This is a genomic window from Zoogloea oryzae (assembly GCF_030161255.1).
Lineage (GTDB): Bacteria > Pseudomonadota > Gammaproteobacteria > Burkholderiales > Rhodocyclaceae > Zoogloea > Zoogloea oryzae.
This window is the reverse complement of sequence record NZ_BSPX01000009.1, coordinates 13,584-31,307: the sequence shown is the minus strand read 5'-3', so window position 1 is coordinate 31,307 and position 17,724 is coordinate 13,584. Positions and strand designations below refer to the sequence as shown.

Here is a 17,724-nt window from a genome sequence, read left to right as displayed (position 1 = left end):
CCTCACGAATCCCCCTCGCCAACAAACCGGGATCGAATGCGCTGCGGCTCGACCGCAACGTAGTGCCCCCGCGACGACAACCCCGGATAGCCCGCCTCGAATGCGCTCAGCAGCGCAAAACGGCGCACGTCCGCACGAGGTGGATGCAGCAGGCCCAGTGTCGTGACGTGGTCTTTCGTCACGTCATACAAGCCGTGCTCTTCCAGCCAGGCCAGTGTCGATGGGGTCACCCTCCCCTTTTCCTTGAGTTCCTCGATGCAGGCCCGAGCACGGCGCAGGATGGGCTGCGCAAACTCGCGGTTGTGCGCATTGGCGACATCCGACATCTGGCCGCATAGAGCCTTGAGAGACATCGGCACGACCAGTGGCCCGCGCGGCCAATGCGGGACGGGTGACAGGACAAACGCATCGCCGGGCGTGAGTTGCTTCAGTGCGTCGAGGACGCGGTCTACGCCCGCCATGCTGCGGCTAAGCCACACCGGGCTGTAAGGGATACCGGTCTTCGCCACCGTATCGATCACGAAATCCCGATAGCCATCCGGGGACAACTGAACCCCTGTAGCCCCGCCTTCCTCTTCGACCGTGGCCAGCCACTCCGTGTGGCACTTCCAGCGAGGGCGTCCACGAGGCCTCTCCGCCGAGGCCAGGCCCGACGGACCCTCGAAGTCCAGCACTCGCACGTTGATGAGCTGAGACACCGGGTCGAAGGCGAGCAGCAAGACCGCCCATTCACCCTTCTCGGTATTGATCAGCACCTGATGCAGATGCAGATGCAGGACATGCAGCGCTCCGCATCCCCGTAGGTCCTCAATGAAGGCGTCTTCTGGCGACACAGGCAGTGCCCGGGTGGCTGCCATTGGGTCCCAGGTCGGGCGCGGCGCGTCGAGATCGGCCAGTCCCTGGAGAAACGACGCGCGGCTACCGATGAGCGGCTTGATCGCCGGGAACGTCGCGAGATGGTGATACAGGGCGCGTGCCGACCACCCCGTAAGCGCCTGCAGTTCCCACCACACTCGGCTCCAGCGCTTGAAGCGGGGCTTCGGCCCGGGTTTGGTGCCCGGTCGGGTGACGGCAGGGGCTACCGCCTGCACGGGCTCACGCTTCCGCGTGCGCTGCGGGGGCGTTCTCGATGGCTTGCTCTGTTTTTGAGACGACAAGACGTGAATCAGGGTCGGCAAGGAACTGGCCGGTGGGGGCTTCTTCTTCGTCGACCGAGGCTTCGGCGACGTCCCCGATTTCGGGCGGCCGGGTCTTGGCAAGGTGACGCTGGGTGGGGGCTTGGACATACCAGTCATCCCGGCCTCTTTAAAGCGCCGAGTGACCTCCTCCGCCTCCCTGTTGGCCGCTTTGACCGCCTCGCGGATATAGCTCAACACCGTGCGCTCCCTCAGATTTGTCTTGAAACGGCGGTTGAACGCCTTCGTGAGTTCCTTCGTAGGGAGTCCGGCAAAGCGGCCTGCCTCATTGTCGCCCTCCACCTTTGGACCCAGCCACCTGAGCAACAAGGGGTCGCACTCTTGCCGCGACGCGCCACGCGCGCGCGGCTTCGGAATGGGTTTTGCAGGCATCGGAGGCAAGAGATCGGGCGTTGAGCAGTTTTTTGGACAAGTCTTTACTGCTTATTTACGGCAACTCGATTCAGATTTTTAACGCGCGGTAGCTCGAATTAATTCTGGACACTCTAGCGGACCTGCCCGGTATTGAATCCGCGCCCAGGAGCCCACGCCCGGCGTGCGATCCTCTTTAGGCATCTAAGTCCCGCTCGAGGGGGCTGACCATCCTTTAAAAATCAATATTTATCAATGCACTAAGCACGAAAACCCCGGCCTTTTCACGGCTTTCTGACTCAACTAAAGTGCAGTCCGAGCCGAGTTCCAGCTCACCACTTTGAGGAAGAAAACGACGCCATGACACCTTTCAAATCCAACCAATTTACCCCGGTTCTCCAGGCGGGATGACATGAAGGTCTTTCTGCTTCCGCGCCCCATCCCGATTGAGCCTGCTAACGACAGTTCAGCGGCTCTGGAGGGCGCCAAGACTACTCGACGCAAGGCGAGACAGCCTCCCTGTCAGGATGTCACCCCGATCGCGCAGGCCTTCGGATACGACTCGCCCAGTCTGACACCTGCCCGCCCTCGGCGGCCCAAAGAGCGGGCCACGCCCGGCGTCCCCGGCCTCAAGCAGGTCGAATCGCTGACCAATCCGCGGGATTGGAACTGGGTCTTCCGCTACACCAACCCGGAGACGGGCAAGCGGGCATCGATCTCCTATGGAACCTCTGTCGAGGTCTCCTTCATGGAAGCAGTGGCCCGTGCCCAGCGGGACCGGGAATCGGTCCGCCGTGGCCGCAATCCGGCCGCAGCGAAGATGACGCTCAATGTGTTCGTCGAAACCGTTGTCACACCGTGGGCCCAGGAGAACCTGCGCTCGTGGAAGGACCTGGTCTCGCGTTACGTGCTGTACTTCGCCGAGCCGCTTGGCGCCCTGCAAGTCGGCGAGATCTCGGCCTTCGAGGTGGAGCAGGTTCTGGCCGAGCTGCGTAAGCCTGGCAAGTCCCTGCGGCGCAAGCTCCTCAAGACGGCCACGATCAACCGCGGGGCGATGTCCATGCGGACGGTCTTCCGGCTGGCGAAGCAGCATGGTCTGATCGACCACAACCCGCTCGACGGCTGGCAACAGCTGCGGGAGAACCCGCCGCCGCCGATGGCGCTGACCGTGGAGGAGGTTCATCGCCTTCGCATCCGCCTGCAGTCGGAATCGGAGCGCTTCCGTCTCCTCATCGAATTGCTGCTGGAAACCGCGCTGCGGATCGGTGAAGCCCTCAACGCCCGCTTCTCGGACGTGGATGCAAAACACCGTCTGCTGCACCTGCGGGAAACCAAGGGCGGCGGCGACGAGATTGTCCCGCTGACATCCCGCGCCCTTCAGATCACCGAACGGTTGCGGGAGCTGAGCCACAACGACCTGCTGTTTCCGGCGACGCGCGGTGATGGGCCTATGAGCGCGCCCCGCAAGGTGCTGAAACGGGTCTTCGCCGATGTGGGCATCGATCCGTCCGCGTGCTTCCACACGCTTAGAAAATCGACGGCTTCAATCGCTGCGAGCAGCGGAGTTGATGTTGTCAGCATAAGTAGGCTTTTGCGGCACCGCAGCATCCGGACGACCGAGCGGCATTACCTCGCGACCCACCACAGCAGCCTGCATCGGGCTGTCAATGTGGTCAGCGATCTGATCCGTTCGCCCGAGCCGAAGCGCCCCGACCAGGGTGCCCGGCTTTCCCCCTCGGTGCCTTGCATCGAGATCACTCACGAGCGGCGCCTTGTCGCGGCGTGAATTGCAGTTCCGACCGATTCATCAACCCGCCCGGCGCTCATCCCTGCACCGGGCATAAAAGGAGCACCACAGTGACGACGGAAATTTATATGGACGAGCGCGACTGGGAACCCGGCGGCATCTACTACGACGGCCCCTGCTACACGCCCGAAGAAGACGATGAGGATTACGACGATTCAGACGTCGAAGTCCACGACACGTACGAGGCCGAGCATGACTACGGCGGCTACGACGATGACGATCGGGACACGTACGAAGCGCCGGCTCCGCGCCGCCAGACGTATCAGGCTCCGGTCCGGCAGAAGCTGACGACCCTCAAGATGCCGCGCCCCGTCCGGGCCCGGCGTGACATCGACAACGAGTTTTGACGGGCGGGACGCCTGTCAGAAGGTGTGGGGCAGCACCGTCTTTGCTTGCCGGCGATTGCCGGTGCCGCCGCCACGAACAACAACGGCCATTTTATAAGGAGATTCCTATGGCCCAACGCAACTTCCGCTTCCCCAATGGGAAGACCGTCATCCAGTACCACCAGATCGGCCGCTTCCAGGCCTACCCGAGCGGCGTGGGCGTGTTCAACCTGCGTGACCGGATGGTGGATTTCCTCCACACGTCCAGCGAGACCGTCGCGATTCTCGTCGTCGAGATGCTCGACAAGGTGTGGGCGAGTAACGGTCGTATCCCGCCGAACTGGTCGATGCTCGAACTGGAGGCGCAGCCGGATACCGCCACCACGCCGCTCTAATCCGCGCCGGCATCGCCCGTCGCGGCGATGCCTGACCGAGCCGTCTGCCTTTTCGGGCGGGCGGCTCTTTTTTTGTCCATCGGTCGGGGTCGGTGATGGCCTTGGCCGGTGTCAATCTCGATGTGGGGGTCCATGAAGTATGGCAATTGACACCAAACCGACGATGCTCGAACGCGTCGTCGAGGCCCGGAAGGACCGGGCACGCTTCAGACGCAAGAATGGAATGGATTCGGCGATGGAGCTGATCATCGATGAACCCGCCGCCGCGACGCGGCCTAATCTCGACGCACTCCTGGCCCACCTGGACGAGGTGTTTCGTCCCTTGATGGAAAGGGCTCGCGCCAGGCGCGAGACTTCCTCCCCTGCCCCCGCTGGCGCCGCTGCCCCGAGTGGCGCACAGTTGCCTCCGCCCGTCGAGTCGGATATCTCGCCCGAAGACCAGGCCAAGCTGGACGGCTTTCTGGCGACGTGCGTGCAGCCGCCGCCACTGGCGGTCACAGCGTCACCCCTCATGGGTGGCATCGGCGCCGATGGCAAGCGCCTGCCCCCGCGCCGGGGCTTCGGCCCGCCGGTCTTCGTCGGCTTTGACTGCGAGTGGGAATATCAGGCCAAGGGCCGCAACGTGCTGTTGTCGGTCCAGTTCTATGTCATCGGGCCGACCGGGCTGCGCTACAGCAAGGTCATCAACCTCGTCGGCAAGGATGCGGTGCAGGATCGCCCGTCGCTGGCCGAGGCGCTGTATGACCTGCTCGACGAGGCCGAGATCGAGTGCATCTTCGACGAGTGGCCCGAGGAGGTCGTGCTGTGCGGCCACTTCACCCGGGCGGACATTTCCGTCTTCCGGGACTTCAAGCAGTTCCGCCACCAGCTTCAGGCGGTGAATGGCACCCTCGCGACCACGGCCCGGCCGGCCGAGGTGAAGCTGCCCCTCAAGGAGGAGCAGGCCGAGCGGCTCAAGCACCGGTACCGCTACGTGGTGGGCGACGACTTCGACCCGCGCGTGCTGTCGGTGCGGATCGTCGATTCGGCGCGGCTGGCGCCGCCGGGCACGCCGCTCGCCAAGCTCGGGGAGTGGCTAAACGTACCCAAGGTGATGCTGCCCAAGGGCTACCGCAAGTCCGAGATGCGCCGGCTGCAGCGGAAGCTGCCGTGGGTGTTCAAGGCCTATGGCCTGCGGGACGCCGAGATCGCTGTGTTGTATGCCTTGTGGGTTCTGTGGTTCTGCGACCGCTACCTGGGTATCAAAGGCTTGTCCGCGACGGCAAGCGGTCTGTCGGTGCGCCTGGTGCAGTTGTGCATGCGGCGCGACGGGGTCCATCCAGACGTGGCCCTGAACTTCGAGAAGGTCCGGCGCTGGCGCTGGAACGAGGCCACCGGACGCCCGACCTCACAGACCCAGCGGGAGCCGACACGGGTGCGGCGTTGGTTCGAGGCTTTCTTCGCTGACGTCTATATGGGCGGGCGCAACGAGTGCTACTGGTTCGGGCCGACCCCGATGCCGCAGCCGGGTTACCGGCTGTTCGACCATGATCTGGCGGCCTGCTACGTGGTGAGCCTCGCGGGGATCATGAGTCTCGACTACGAGCGGATCGAGATCACCCGGGACCCGGAACGCTTCCGGGGGCATGTGGCCGGCTACGCCGAGGTGGAGTTCCGCTTTCCGGAGGGGACGCTGTACCCGTGCCTCGCGGTGATGATGGAGAAGTATGGACTGTGGTATCCCCTCTCGGGGGTCGCACTGGCCACCGCGCCGGAGATCGAGCTGGCGCTGGAGATGGGCGCGGAGATCACGGTCCGCTTCGGAGTCGTGATTCCATGGAAGGCCCGCGAGGCGGTCTTCGCGGAAAGCGCGAAGCGCCTGCGGCGGGAGAAGGCCAAGAAGGACGCCGACAAGGGGCAGTGGCTGGAAGCGGATGGTGATGTCTTCGTGCCGGCGCCGGAGATGCAGTTTCCGCCGGAGTCCCACGGGGACGTGGGGTACCGGCCCTTCGAATCAGGGTCGATATACACCCGGGCAATGCGCCTGAAGTTCGACAAGAAGTCCCTCCCGCACCAGTTCATGAAGCTGGTGGGCAATGGGGTGTATGGAAAAACAGGTCAAGGCTTCAAAGGCAAGCGGGCGCTGGACATGGCGGACCTGAAGTATCGCGCCATCGATCCGTCCGGAATCTCGGAGCCGGCGGTGGCGGCACTGGTGTCGGGCTACCCCCGGGCCGTGCTCGGCGAGATCCTGTGGAAACTGCCGCCGGGCGCGCTGGCGGTGTCGGCGACGACCGATGGCCTGCTGGTCGATGTCGAGGCGCTCGATCTCTCCGGCACGATGTGCCAGCGCTTTCAGGCACTGGTGGACCGGATCGCGCCGGGCACGGGGATGACGGAGCTCAAGCACCTGATCGGGCAGGCCGTCGCGGGCAAGACCCGCCTGCAGCTGACCGGCCTTGCGGTCGAGGGCCACGAGCCGGTGGTCGCCAAGGGCGGCATCAAGGTGCCGCTCGATAGCGCAGACGGTGACGAGGAAAAGGAGCGCGCGCTGATGCGCCCGGAAAACCAGAACCGCTTCATGCTGGACCTCTTCGCGAACCGCCAGCCCGGCCAGATCATTAAGCGCGCCTCCCTGATGTCGCTGGGCGAGATGGTGCTCAACGACTGGGACCTGCAAACGCTCGATACGCCGGTGCGACTCAACATGGAGTACGACTTCAAGCGTCGTCCGGTCGATGCCCGCATGGTCCGGATCGAGTCTCTCGGGGTCGAGCATCTGGCGTTTGCCACCGTGCCGTGGGACAGCGCGGCCGAGGGCGAACTGGCCCGGATGCTGTTCGACCGCTGGCGCGAGGGGGAGCAGGACAAGGACGGGAACTGGGTGCGGCCGGCGCATTGCCTCAAGACCATGGCGGACTGGGGCGACTGGCAGGCGTTCTACGCGCTCTATGTGGGCAATCACCAGCGGCGGGCACGCTTCCAGGCCCTGCAGGCGGCGTCCGACGCGACCGGGATGGCCGACGGGCCGGACGAGGTGCAACAGAAGCGCCTGCGCGGCCCCACGGGGCAGGTGTACGCGACGGCCCGGACCGGGATGCTTGGCACCGCGATCCGGACCTTCCTGGCGGCTTATGTGCAGCGGGCGTGGGGGCTGGAGGGTGCGGACCTGTCACAGGCGAAGCTCGCCGCCTGGCTCACCGAGGTGGGCTACGCGGTGAAGGTGCATGACGTGAAGAACGCCGGGCGCTCGCAGCTGCATGAGCATGTGTCGCCGGCGACGCCGGAGGTGATGGCGTTCCTGGAGGTCGTGAAGGCGCGGTTTCCGGGGCTGGAGACGGGGCGGTTTTTGGTGCGGGGGTAGGCTGATGGTCTGGTGAGTGAGGAAGGGGCCGCGGTTGCGGCCCCTTCTGCGTTCTGGGTAGAGCGGAGGTCCCGCCCTCAAGCTTCAGGCCCCGGCGAGCTTTGCTCGCTGGGTTATAGGCACCAAGCCGGCATCATGGCACTGGCTTTATCAACGACGACCTCCACTCTTCTGCAGGGGGGGTGCTTGTCGGCCTAAACGGTCGTTGAGAGCAAGGAATGCAACGGACCGTCCGACCCTTTGCTGTCATTTGCAATTGCTCTGATTCAATGGCGGCTTCCTGAGTGGAGCAGTCACACCGTGTGATAATTGACCTTCAGCACGTCGGGCTTTGATGTCGTTGGACGACGCACTTTCGAATGACTGCCGTCGGGCGATCTATTGCCGTTGATGAACTGATGGTTCTGAACTGCCGCTTTCTAACACAAATACTAAAGGCGTAATATTGAATAGGATACACATCTCTATTTGGCAACACCGAATTACAGCCTAGACTATGTAAAGGACATCTGGTTCTTGAAGTCCGCAAAAGCCGGAATCTCAGGTAGTTTCCACGTCGGCACGCAGTAGTTGCGCACACCGGACTCTCCGCCAAAGTGCACACCGAATACCTTCAGCGTCGCGACATCAATCACGATGCTGCCCGAGCAGCCTCCCAGCGTTGTGCAGTCGTGTGCAAGTGCCTTGACGCTTTGGCCATATGACTGAACCGCGAAGATGTCAGTGAACTTGCCTGGCAAAAGTCGCTTCTTGTTGAAAATGCCGCGGAAGATCAACATCTGCTCAATTAGATTCTCCGCCTCGTCAAAGCCCGGGTAGCCGACGGTGGCCGCCGTCCTGTCGCTGAAGCTGTGGGGTGCAGTAGACGAGAGAGGAATCGGCTCAATTCCTGCCGGCAGCCCCTCTACTCTTAGAAGTGCCACATCCCATTCGGTCGACACCACGCCCTCGCCAGTGCATTTCAACAGACGCGTATCAGCGGAGTCGACTTCTTCTTTGGTGTCCACGTCGGCTGACATTCCAAGCTTGAAGCAAAGATCTGAGGAACCAGTCGCGGCAGACATAAACTCTTCTGCAACGTGACGATTGGTCAGCAAGAGGTCGCGGCCGCACACGAAGGCTGTGCCGGCAAAGGAAATTTTCGGATGGCCGGCAACGTTCAGTCTGCCAACAGACCGAATAAGGGGCATCATGTTCGAACGCACCCCGTTAATGTCATCCCAGAGCGCCGGCAACGGATCGAACGTGTCCTTCTCGATGTCTATGGCTGGCCGCAAGCCGTTACCTATCACGATGCCCTCGACAAGAGCCTTATGCTCGGCGGTTAGGGGCCGGCTGTTTATCACCCGGTCCGCCGCTTCCAGAGCGATGATCTTAGTCTGCTCCGTGACGCGGCTGCCTTTGCGGTTCATCGCGGCGGTCAAAGAGGCGTCAACGTCGACCAGACTGAGCCCGCCAGCCTCGATTATCGATGTCAGCTGGAGGCTCGCTCTTTCAAAGGTCTCGGCAGTCACGGCGTCTTTCCCTCCTCGTGCTTTGGCATACCGCCATTCACGACTGCGGGAATGTCGCTGACGGAGTGATAGCCCCCGTGCACGGGTAACATTTGCGCACCCAGAACCTTTCCCGTCTTGCCGTCCAATGCGACATAGCTCGCCACTGCAACGCCCATTACGAAAAACGGGTTTGCGCCCAACGACGACCAAAGGTTCTTCTTTGTGTAGCCCGTGCCCGCGACCTTATGCAGCTCGACGATCACTAGGACACCACCGTCATCGAGCTTCCGTTTGATGGCAGATTGGCGGGCGATTGTTGCCAACGGAGAGTTGCCTTTGTCATCCGCCGTTGTCAGCTGCTTTGACCAGGCGTCGACTGATTCGGACACCGCCTTCCAGGTTGACAAAGCCGATTTGGCCTTCTGAAGCCCATCCTTCAGCGACTGATCTGCTGGCGCAGCGGCAAGCTGCTTCTCAAATTCGGCCTGAGCCGCCTCATGAAACTTAATGCGACTCTTCGCTTCGACAGTCCACTTGTTGATTTCGCCAGCGCGCGAAAGGACTTGATTGCCTGCCGAAATGGCATCGGCCACATAGAACGCAGGTATCTCCACGGTCTTGTTCTTGAGCAAGCCCACCACCGCGCGAAGAAGCATCGCATCAGTGCTAGAGACATCAAGGTTCGCAAACTTGTAGTCGGTCTTGGCAAACGAGAGAATCTTGCTGACCGCCTCAAGGCCCATCCCGATTGTGGCAAAGGATTCCATCTTAAGGCCGGCATTGTCGGCGGACTTGTCGCTCGTGCTTTGTCGAGCAGCAGTGACGGCCGCGCTGATCGCGAGAAACTGTGTTTCGAATGCCGTCAGGGCCTGAAAGTCCGGAACCGTCGTCGCGGTTGTGAAGACGAAAGAGCCCTTCGCGGTCAGCATTTCTAGCGTAGCTGCGAACTGCGCTGCAATACGATTGACCGCCACGCTCCCCAGAAGTGTTGCTTCCGCAGTACCAGCGCTTCCCATTAATTCGGCCGTTCCGCTGATTCCGGTGGCCTGAAAGTCTCCGTAGCGCTTCTTAAGCGCCGCAAGCTCTGCTTCGGACTGCGCCTTCTCCGCATTCGCCGTTGCTGTCTGAGCGTCGGCCATGTCCTTGGCCACCTTAATCGCAGCCGCTTGCGCGGTTTCAGCCTGCTTGGATGGGTCAAGAGCCGCTTCGTAAGCACGCTTGGCGAGTTCGGCTTCGAGTTGCGCCTTATAGGCGTCTCGTTGGGCTTCCGCGTCCTCCTTTTGCTTCTTGAGGTCAGCAGCGTTTACTGGAGGTGTCTGTCCGCTCACAGGTGCTCCTAAAGAGGTTAGTGCCGCGTAAATGATCAGTGCAAGTGCTTTTCTGCGTATTCTGCTCATATGTCTGCACGCTCCGGTGTTAGCGGCTAGGAGGGTACAACACCTTAAGAGTCGGATGCTCGGAAGCTGCTTCACCAACGACTGCTGAATTGCCGAAAGCACTTCATAGCATCGCGCCCGATTGATATTGCCTCCATCTGAATGGAGGAGTCAGACTCAGATCCACACATCAAGGATGTCTTTCGTTTAGGACCTAAACATAGTCGAAGCCTAGAACAAATGCAAACTCGACGGCCAGAAGTCATTTCTCAAGCCGAACGGCATCTGGGCCATCTGGGTCGATTTTCCAGGGCGGGAAGGCGTTGTCACATTACCGCCTCAAATGGCCGGCTAGTGGGAAAGCACAGCTGCACACTCAAGTTCTATCCCGTCCCAAAATCCCCGGGCTGGTCACCCCAACGACCCATTGCTAGGCAATCCAGAACGCAACCAAACGGAGGGTCGAGGAAAGGTTTGAAATTCCTACGTCCTAGTCCTATGCTTAAACTTCGCAGCTTTTTACAAGGTACGGCATGCACATGAAATACGACATGGCGGTCGTCGGCGCGGGCCCTGCGGGTACTTCAGCAGCAATCAGCGCCGCGTCGCGCGGGCTGCGGGTCTTGCTGCTGGACAGGGTTCGTTTTCCGAGATTTCGCCCTGGCGAGTGCCTCCACCCGGGGATCGAACCAATCTTTCGCGAACTGCGCGTCTGGCACGCGGTGTCCGAGGCTTCTGCCGTACGACCCGCGCAGCGCAGGGTTTGTTGGGGCGGGACGAGCAGGCTCGAATCCTTTGGCCGGGATGTGGAAGGGGAGTGGCGGGCCGTCCACATCGCACGTACCGTCCTGGACGCGATCCTGTTGCAGCGCGCCCGTGACATGGGAGTGGAGTACAGGCAGGCGCACGAGCCATTGCAACTGCTGCAGAAATCCGGCGGCGACGTTGACGGTGTCGTCATCGGCGGCGCACCTGTGCAGTGCCGGTACCTCATCGACGCGAGCGGCAGCAGGTCCTGGTTGAATCGCCAACTGGGTGTGGCGCCGCAAGTGTGCTCACCGAAGCTCACAGCCTTCTGCGGGTATCGTGAAGGCCGCCTCGAAGACGCGCAGCAGTTCCACGCCGGAGTCGATGGCTGGTGCTGGTTTGCGCAGGTCGATGCTCACACGATCAACTGGACACTAGTCAAGCACGGTGTGCACACCAAGCCTTGCGTGCCGGCCGAGCTTTCCGGCATGCCTGCGGCGGGCCCCAACGTGTGCGGCTTCGATGTGACTTGGCGGCGCGCAGGTACTCTGGCCGGGCACGGCTACTTCGTCACGGGCGATGCCGCCTTCGTCCTTGACCCTTCCGCTGGAAACGGAGTGCTGTACGCCGTCTTGAGCGGAATATTCGCAGGCGAGTGCGTAGTGGCCGTGACTGAAGGGCGCGAAGACCACGCCAGCGTGCAAGCGCATTACGACGAATGGAGCAATCAGTGGTTCGACGGTGCCAGGAAAGCGCTGGCCGGTATCCATGGGCAACAGTGGAATCGCACCGGCGCGGCGTAAGCCGCGCATTGAAACTGGAGGTAAGCCATGTCGAGAACAATCATTGTAGACATCCGCAACAGCACATTTCCAGGGGTGATAGTGCGTCCGGGCTCTTATGTCGTGTGGCGGAACCTGGACCCGTTCCCGCACTCCGCGGAAACCGAGCGAAAGAGTGATCCGTACTTCAACGCGGGGCCGATGCTGCCCGGCGAAATGTCGGCACCGGTCCTCTTTGCCGCCGCCGGCAAGTTTGACTACCGCTGCCGCTACCACACCGGCATGTCGGGGCAAATCACGGTCGACCCGCAAGCGCCCGCGGCGGGAATGATCATCCAGCCTGGACAACAGGACGATGGCGGCGGCGATCACGGTGGCCATGGTGGCGGACACGTCCATACGTACAACCATCTGCATGGTTTCGTCACGGGCGGTCGCTCAGGTAAGCGCTTCTACATGGCGCACACACCGGTTCTGGCCGACCCGAGGCATTGCTACCAAGTGATCCTACAAGGGAGCCTGCGCGAAGACGTGCACGCGCAGATCTACACGAACCTTCGCGCAAGCGAGTACGGACATCGGCGGGTGCAGATTTTCCATTCACACACGTCGCTGCCGGGCATCGCGGCGGGGGAAATCAAGGCACTGCCGCACTCTTCATTCGCCTACTACCCCGACGACAGGCATCCGGACGACCAAGAAGACATCGCCGGACTTACGGACGTTCCGGTTACCATCGACAAGGTCATCCACTTTCACAAGTTTGAAGTGGATTCGGAAGACTGCGATGGGCCGCTGGAATACCTAATCTACGGAGACGAACAGGACATCTTCATCGACCACCTCATGAACCGGGCGCCAAGCTTCCATTCAGTCGCAAAGCTTGCATCCGCGCCACCGTTCTGGCCCGCGCTGATGGCGCAGCAGCCCGTTCGCGTGCAAGTGCCGGCAAAGCGGATCCTGTACATGCAACCGAAGGTCGTGCAGCGCATCGCTTACGTCGACAACAGCTTCCACGTGTTCTGGCTGCCGCCTACCGGTGTTTACGGACCAACGGTCATCGACCCGCTGTTCCCACGGAAGGACTACCAAGCGCTGACACCTTCGGTTTTCAGCGGCGGCCCATACCGGCATGACGTTGTTCTTTCGGACGGAAGTGCAAGCTTCATCGAGCTTGCGCCGCACTCCCTGCACATGGACCTGCGCCTGTTGAACTACGGCGTGTTCCTCCCGGACAACGCTTGAGGGGCCTATCATGCTTCTCGACAAAGTCAAGACCAACATCCTGGACCCACTTGGCGCCGCCGGTTGGTCTGCCCTTCTGGCACGTCATGGGCTGGACATCACAGTGCCTATCGGCAAGCTCGAAGAGGAGCTTTCCCGGACGCTGCGTGTGGACCGTACGGTGCCGGGCTTCGAAGACTTCACCACCGGAGGCTGTCGCGCGGTGGAAGCGGGCGACCCGGCTGCGAGCTTGCTTTACCACGCACTGGCCAGCCCGGGCTGCCGCCCGGATCCGGTTGCCGGCAAGGACTCTGTCTTCCCGACTCTCGAACAACTCGACCTGCTGGAAAACTTCATCTATAGCCGCGCGCGCAGGACGCTCGCGGACTTTCGCGATCCCGTACTGGCAGTGTTCGCCTTCCAATACCGCCCAGCCGGGCGCACCACCCATCGCCAGCATGCCGACATGGTCTACTCGCGCACCGGGGTAGCAAGGGTCGGTACCCATGCTGCCCGGTACGACGGAGCGACGCGCGCGTTTGCGCCTAACCCGGGCGCGGGAGCGAAAGGCTTCTGCGTGATGCCCGCACGCTATGCTCTCTACATAGCCGAACGAAGGACGCGCGGAGCTGACGGCGCCGTGCTGCGGCCGTCGGGGCTGGACCCGGAGTTGACATTCCTGTTTCCCGTGCACAAGGTGTTTGCGGGAGACGAATGCCTGTTCACTAGGGGGGCCGATGACAAGCTGCAACCCCTGCAGATCGCGCAGGTGAAATTTGCCGAGATCCACGTCAACGAGAAGCTCGCACGCGTGCATGACCATCAGCACGGTGAAAACGACGGCTACGTGCCATTGCCGGCATCGCCCGCGTTCGACATTGCAAAGCACCCGTTCGTGCGCCACTCCGATACCGACAAGAACATGGTGTCGCTTGTCGACGTGGGTGCGTCCTGCCAGGTAGTCCCCGTTGCCGGCCCCTTGGCATCGCTCGTGCACCAGCAGGTGAACGGCAAAGGCGAGCTGGTGCGCTTCAAGGTGCCGCCCCCGAAGGAAATCCGCGGCCGTTCGAATCGCTATTGGTCGACGCTGGAGCTCACTGCCAAGGGCAACAGCCGCGCAGCGCCCGAGTACCTGAACATCCGCCAGGAAGTGATTGCAACCGACCCGCCCGAGTTGGCGGACCTCAACCGGTTGCCCACGGACGAGTTCGACAAGAAGGTGCTGCAGCACGGCGGTTACGAAGCGGCGCACTTTGCGGACAACACTTGCGACGGTGCCATTGCGGCCTACAGTGTCACGGGTATCGACCTGCCTTCCTATTGCGCGTTTTCGCTTGTGTCTGCCGTCGACTACTTTCCACTGGTCGACCAGGTGGAGGTGGAAGAGTGGGTCGAGAAGAAGCAACTGATGCCCACAGGGCTTGCCAACACCTCATTGATGTTTCCGCAAGGTGGTCCGCAGCCGATGAGCGACGGCCGCTTCCAGCTAGACGACGAGAAGTCCGTGCAAGGCACGACGCTGACATACCAGATTCCGAACTGCCAGCTTCCGCACCCGATCACGCACATGCGCAAGGCAATCAGCATCGAGGAAAGCAGCATCTACACTGCCACGGCCATCGTCGGCACCCCGAGCCGCGGGGCAGCGCTCGGCATGGGGGCCAGCGCATCGTCCGTCAGCGCAAAGGCACTGAGTTGGCTGCCCGACGCTGCAGCGGATGTGTACGCACCCGGCTGGGACGTGTCGCAGCACCAGACCAACGGCCGCAACATGATGGTGTCGTACGGACTGGGCAGTCCGTTCCCCGAAGATGCAAAGCTGTGCGCGGCACTAAACTCGTTCTGGCCCGCGGTCGCACCCGACTCGGGGCGAACGTACGGATTTCGGCCGCCGAAGCCCGACCAGCCCGTGCGGAACCTGTTTACGTCGCTGCCGCTGACTGATGCAGAGCTCGGCTACCACGCGAAGCACCCGATGGTGGTGGCGAAGGAAGCGGCCGAGCAGACAGGTTGGGACGGAGACTATGGCCCTTACATTGATGGCGATACAAGCGGCCGGTTCGTTTACGCGGCCAATGCGCTGCGCGCTGACCTGACACGCGCAGCGTACGACATGAAGCTGCACTACGCCGGGCTCGACCTCGTGTCTACACGTGAATTCATCCTTCGCTTGAACGCACTGATGTGGCTGCGTGACCTGTGCGACGAGTGGTGCAGGTTCACCACGGGTCGCGTGCTGAACCACAGGCAAAGCGGATGGTGGCTAATCACATTCCAGAAGGCCCAAACCTGGGCGGGTTGGACCAGCGAGGTCTTTCCAGCCTTGTCAGCAGCACAGAAGGGATCGGGCTACGTCCTGGTGTTTGCGACCGTAGGGCCAGGCGAAGAATTCGAAGCGCCGCCGCTGCGCCTGCGGTACCCGCTTCGCGACACGATCGAGTTCCATATTTCCAACGCCGAAGTGCTAGCACCGGAAGGCGACGGCGACGGAGCCACGGTCTTTGCGCGGCATAACGGCGGGAAGGTGTTCGAAATCACCAAGGCCCTGAAATGGAACGAGTTGTCGAGTTAGCTGGTTTCACGGGTACGCGGGTGCGCACAGGGAGCTGGTATTCACCATACAAGCCATTTCCACCTTGAAAAAACGTCTTGGCAGATTCGTTAAGCGGGTCACATCCTTCAGTTTGCGATCCCCCATGTTGGCAGTCCCCTTCTGCGCAACCTGCACCACCACGTAGTTGGTATCCGCTACGGGCAGGGCTGACGTCGCAGCGTGGAGCGCCGCGAACGTGGAACTGACGTTTGGACTGATGGCGGCATGGCTTGCGGGGGAGGAGCAAGAGGGTCTCCGGTGATGCTATTAATCGTGATGTCCGTCATGACGCCTCCTGACTACACAATGCCTTATCCCGCTCATTTACTAAGATGAATGGATCCTAGCTAGTCTTCCACACGTTTGAACCAAGTAGCGGTTGCGCGTGAGGAAGCCATTGCCGGACCTGCCGCCGTTATTTCCGGTTCAGTTCGTGGCTCTGGGCCATAGATGACGCTCAAAGCCTTCTGCATTGTCGGAACGTCAAGCAATAGATCCCCGTGCCCACCCCCATGCTCTGCATGACCATGATGCAGGTCCCTGGGTCCTTCCCAAGGCTCGTCAACGAGGACCCATCTCTTGTCAGCTTCGAACCAGTCTATGCCATCTATTTGCATGCGCTTGATGACTCCGGGGCGGGCGCCTTCTTGAGCCCTAAACCAGTCTTCGATACGGTCATCTACCCAGCCATGCAACCGCCAGAAAATGGGATTCACGTGGGATGAGAAGGTTTCGCCAAGATAATCATACTCGGGCGAGAGCCACTTGGAGTCGAAGTCCAACGGCGGACGGCCAACTGGCACAGGTAGGCCGTGTTCAGCTGGGTCAGGGTTAGGATCCCGTGGCATCGAAGCCCAGCGCATGTGCATCCAGTTGTGGATGGTGAACTCGATGCGCGAGCCAAGTTCGGCCAGTGAGACTGTCGCTAGATACCGGGGATCGGTATAAAGAGTCTCCCATGCCGTGAAGCGGCTGTAGAGCGTCGATGTCTTCCGAAGCTCCACAAGCCACGCCGTCGTATTCGGATCGCCGGGAACAACCCAAGCATTCGGGAGCGCATTGCCGTCCACGTTGCCCGCACTCGTCGCCTTTGTACCTGCATCGAACGATACGGGGAATGTCGGTTGCGGGACCCGTGACCATGACCGCGCAGAGGGATCGAGCGCCCGTACCGTGCCGACCATCCGGCGATGCATGAAGAGGAAGTCCTCACCTGAACCGTTGGTCAATCGGTCAGGGCCGAGGCTCGCGCGCTCGGTGTCCTTAGGGCCAGGCTGCCAACCTAGGGACTGAAGCGCAGCACGCTTCTTCGCGCTCAACCCTGCCCATTCATCACGAGAACCATGCCAGAGCGCATGGTGGTGGCGATGCTCGGCAGAGGCCATCATGTCAATTACAGCCTTAGCAAGGGGAATGCAGATGCGCGGTTCGAGAAAGTCCTTCTTTACAGCGTAGAACGAGAACACCGAGCCCGCAGGCGCCTTGCCATGCGCGACAGTGCGGGTGACAGTGCCGGCGATGACTGCGCGCGGCCGAGTCGCGTCGGCCCACGCGGGTACGAGGTAGCCGACATAGTCGTAAATCCAGCCGTCGTACTCGGAGCCAGGCTTACCCTTGGCCCGCCAACTTACGCGGATTGGGTCGCCATCTTCCACCCTCCCGTCGACGGTGAGATAAGGCTCATCACCCTTTGCTTCCTCGGGCCGTTCGCCGAGGAATCCGTAGATGCGATTGTCTTCTGTCAGCTCTAAGGAGAGTTCGGCCTCCCAGACTTCTAACCTGTTGAAGTCGCCGATTGTCTCGGGCTCATTAAAGAGGCTGCGATACACCCATACACCGCGCACTATTGCACTTCCGCTCATTGCTCCTCCCATGTCCACTTGATGCGACCGACCGCATCACCCGTCTCCGGTGCCATCACTTCGGACACTCGACGTCCACGTCCGGTCACTAGAAGGCAACTAGAAGGTGTCTGGTCGCATTGCCAGTTTGATCAAGCCTCACTCTGAGGTAAATACCCTCGATTACTGGGTAGCACTATGGGTTATAGTCCATGAAGGGTATGACTTCAAAATATTCTGCTGGTTG

General features: G+C 61.5%; 11 protein-coding genes. 7 read left to right on the top strand and 4 right to left on the bottom strand.

Annotated features, from left to right (window positions below; translation table 11 throughout):
* Positions 1 to 2: 2 nt before the first annotated feature.
* The gene (locus QQK25_RS04870; protein ID WP_284186935.1) at positions 3 to 1,478 is read right to left on the bottom strand and encodes a hypothetical protein; all 1,476 of its coding nucleotides are present in this window, start codon (positions 1,476 to 1,478) and stop codon (positions 3 to 5) included.
* A gap of 481 nt (positions 1,479 to 1,959) precedes the next feature.
* Here QQK25_RS04870 and QQK25_RS04865 point away from each other — a divergent pair, with 481 nt between their 5' ends.
* From QQK25_RS04865 to QQK25_RS04850, 4 genes are all read left to right on the top strand, one after another.
* Positions 1,960 to 3,333 carry a tyrosine-type recombinase/integrase gene (locus tag QQK25_RS04865; protein ID WP_284186934.1) on the top strand — a complete coding sequence of 458 codons (1,374 nt, stop codon included), beginning with the start codon at positions 1,960 to 1,962 and terminating at the stop codon, positions 3,331 to 3,333.
* Positions 3,334 to 3,422: 89 nt separating this feature from the next.
* Positions 3,423 to 3,701: a hypothetical protein gene (locus QQK25_RS04860; RefSeq protein ID WP_284186933.1), complete on the top strand. Its 279-nt coding sequence runs from the start codon at positions 3,423 to 3,425 to the stop codon at positions 3,699 to 3,701.
* Between the two features lie 107 nt (positions 3,702 to 3,808).
* The gene (locus tag QQK25_RS04855) at positions 3,809 to 4,075 is read left to right on the top strand and encodes a hypothetical protein (protein ID WP_284186932.1); all 267 of its coding nucleotides are present in this window, start codon (positions 3,809 to 3,811) and stop codon (positions 4,073 to 4,075) included.
* A gap of 163 nt (positions 4,076 to 4,238) precedes the next feature.
* Positions 4,239 to 7,418: a hypothetical protein gene (locus QQK25_RS04850; RefSeq protein WP_284186931.1), complete on the top strand. Its 3,180-nt coding sequence runs from the start codon at positions 4,239 to 4,241 to the stop codon at positions 7,416 to 7,418.
* Positions 7,419 to 7,912: 494 nt separating this feature from the next.
* On the opposite strand, the gene QQK25_RS04845 is transcribed toward QQK25_RS04850, so the two are convergent.
* Positions 7,913 to 8,932 (bottom strand): trypsin-like serine peptidase, encoded by a 1,020-nt coding sequence (locus QQK25_RS04845; protein ID WP_284186930.1) that lies wholly within the window; start codon positions 8,930 to 8,932, stop codon positions 7,913 to 7,915.
* Positions 8,929 to 10,311, bottom strand: coding sequence for a hypothetical protein (locus QQK25_RS04840; RefSeq protein WP_284186929.1), 1,383 nt, complete (start codon positions 10,309 to 10,311; stop codon positions 8,929 to 8,931). Before QQK25_RS04840 ends, QQK25_RS04845 begins: the two co-directional genes overlap by 4 nt.
* 518 nt (positions 10,312 to 10,829) lie before the next feature.
* Here QQK25_RS04840 and QQK25_RS04835 point away from each other — a divergent pair.
* From QQK25_RS04835 to QQK25_RS04825, 3 genes are read left to right on the top strand one after another with little or no spacing between them, the layout of a single operon-like run.
* Positions 10,830 to 11,840 (top strand): NAD(P)/FAD-dependent oxidoreductase, encoded by a 1,011-nt coding sequence (locus QQK25_RS04835; RefSeq protein WP_284186928.1) that lies wholly within the window; start codon positions 10,830 to 10,832, stop codon positions 11,838 to 11,840.
* Positions 11,841 to 11,867: 27 nt separating this feature from the next.
* Complete coding sequence (locus QQK25_RS04830) at positions 11,868 to 13,064, top strand: cupredoxin domain-containing protein (protein ID WP_284186927.1); 1,197 nt, start codon at positions 11,868 to 11,870, stop codon at positions 13,062 to 13,064.
* A 10-nt stretch (positions 13,065 to 13,074) separates the two neighbouring features.
* Entirely contained in the window at positions 13,075 to 15,615 is a 2,541-nt protein-coding gene (locus tag QQK25_RS04825) for a hypothetical protein (protein WP_284186926.1), read from the top strand.
* 368 nt (positions 15,616 to 15,983) lie between these two features.
* On the opposite strand, the gene QQK25_RS04820 is transcribed toward QQK25_RS04825, so the two are convergent.
* Positions 15,984 to 17,465 (bottom strand): hypothetical protein, encoded by a 1,482-nt coding sequence (locus QQK25_RS04820; RefSeq protein ID WP_284186925.1) that lies wholly within the window; start codon positions 17,463 to 17,465, stop codon positions 15,984 to 15,986.
* Between the last annotated feature and the right edge of the window lie 259 nt (positions 17,466 to 17,724).

Coding starts and splice junctions, on each gene's coding strand:
- QQK25_RS04865 (WP_284186934.1), top strand. CDS start 1,960: ATGAAGGTCTTTCTGCTTCCGCGCCCCATCCCGATTGAGCCTGCTAAC.
- QQK25_RS04840 (WP_284186929.1), bottom strand. CDS start 10,311: ATGAGCAGAATACGCAGAAAAGCACTTGCACTGATCATTTACGCGGCA.
- QQK25_RS04850 (WP_284186931.1), top strand. CDS start 4,239: ATGCTCGAACGCGTCGTCGAGGCCCGGAAGGACCGGGCACGCTTCAGA.
- QQK25_RS04825 (WP_284186926.1), top strand. CDS start 13,075: ATGCTTCTCGACAAAGTCAAGACCAACATCCTGGACCCACTTGGCGCC.
- QQK25_RS04860 (WP_284186933.1), top strand. CDS start 3,423: ATGGACGAGCGCGACTGGGAACCCGGCGGCATCTACTACGACGGCCCC.
- QQK25_RS04830 (WP_284186927.1), top strand. CDS start 11,868: ATGTCGAGAACAATCATTGTAGACATCCGCAACAGCACATTTCCAGGG.
- QQK25_RS04855 (WP_284186932.1), top strand. CDS start 3,809: ATGGCCCAACGCAACTTCCGCTTCCCCAATGGGAAGACCGTCATCCAG.
- QQK25_RS04835 (WP_284186928.1), top strand. CDS start 10,830: ATGAAATACGACATGGCGGTCGTCGGCGCGGGCCCTGCGGGTACTTCA.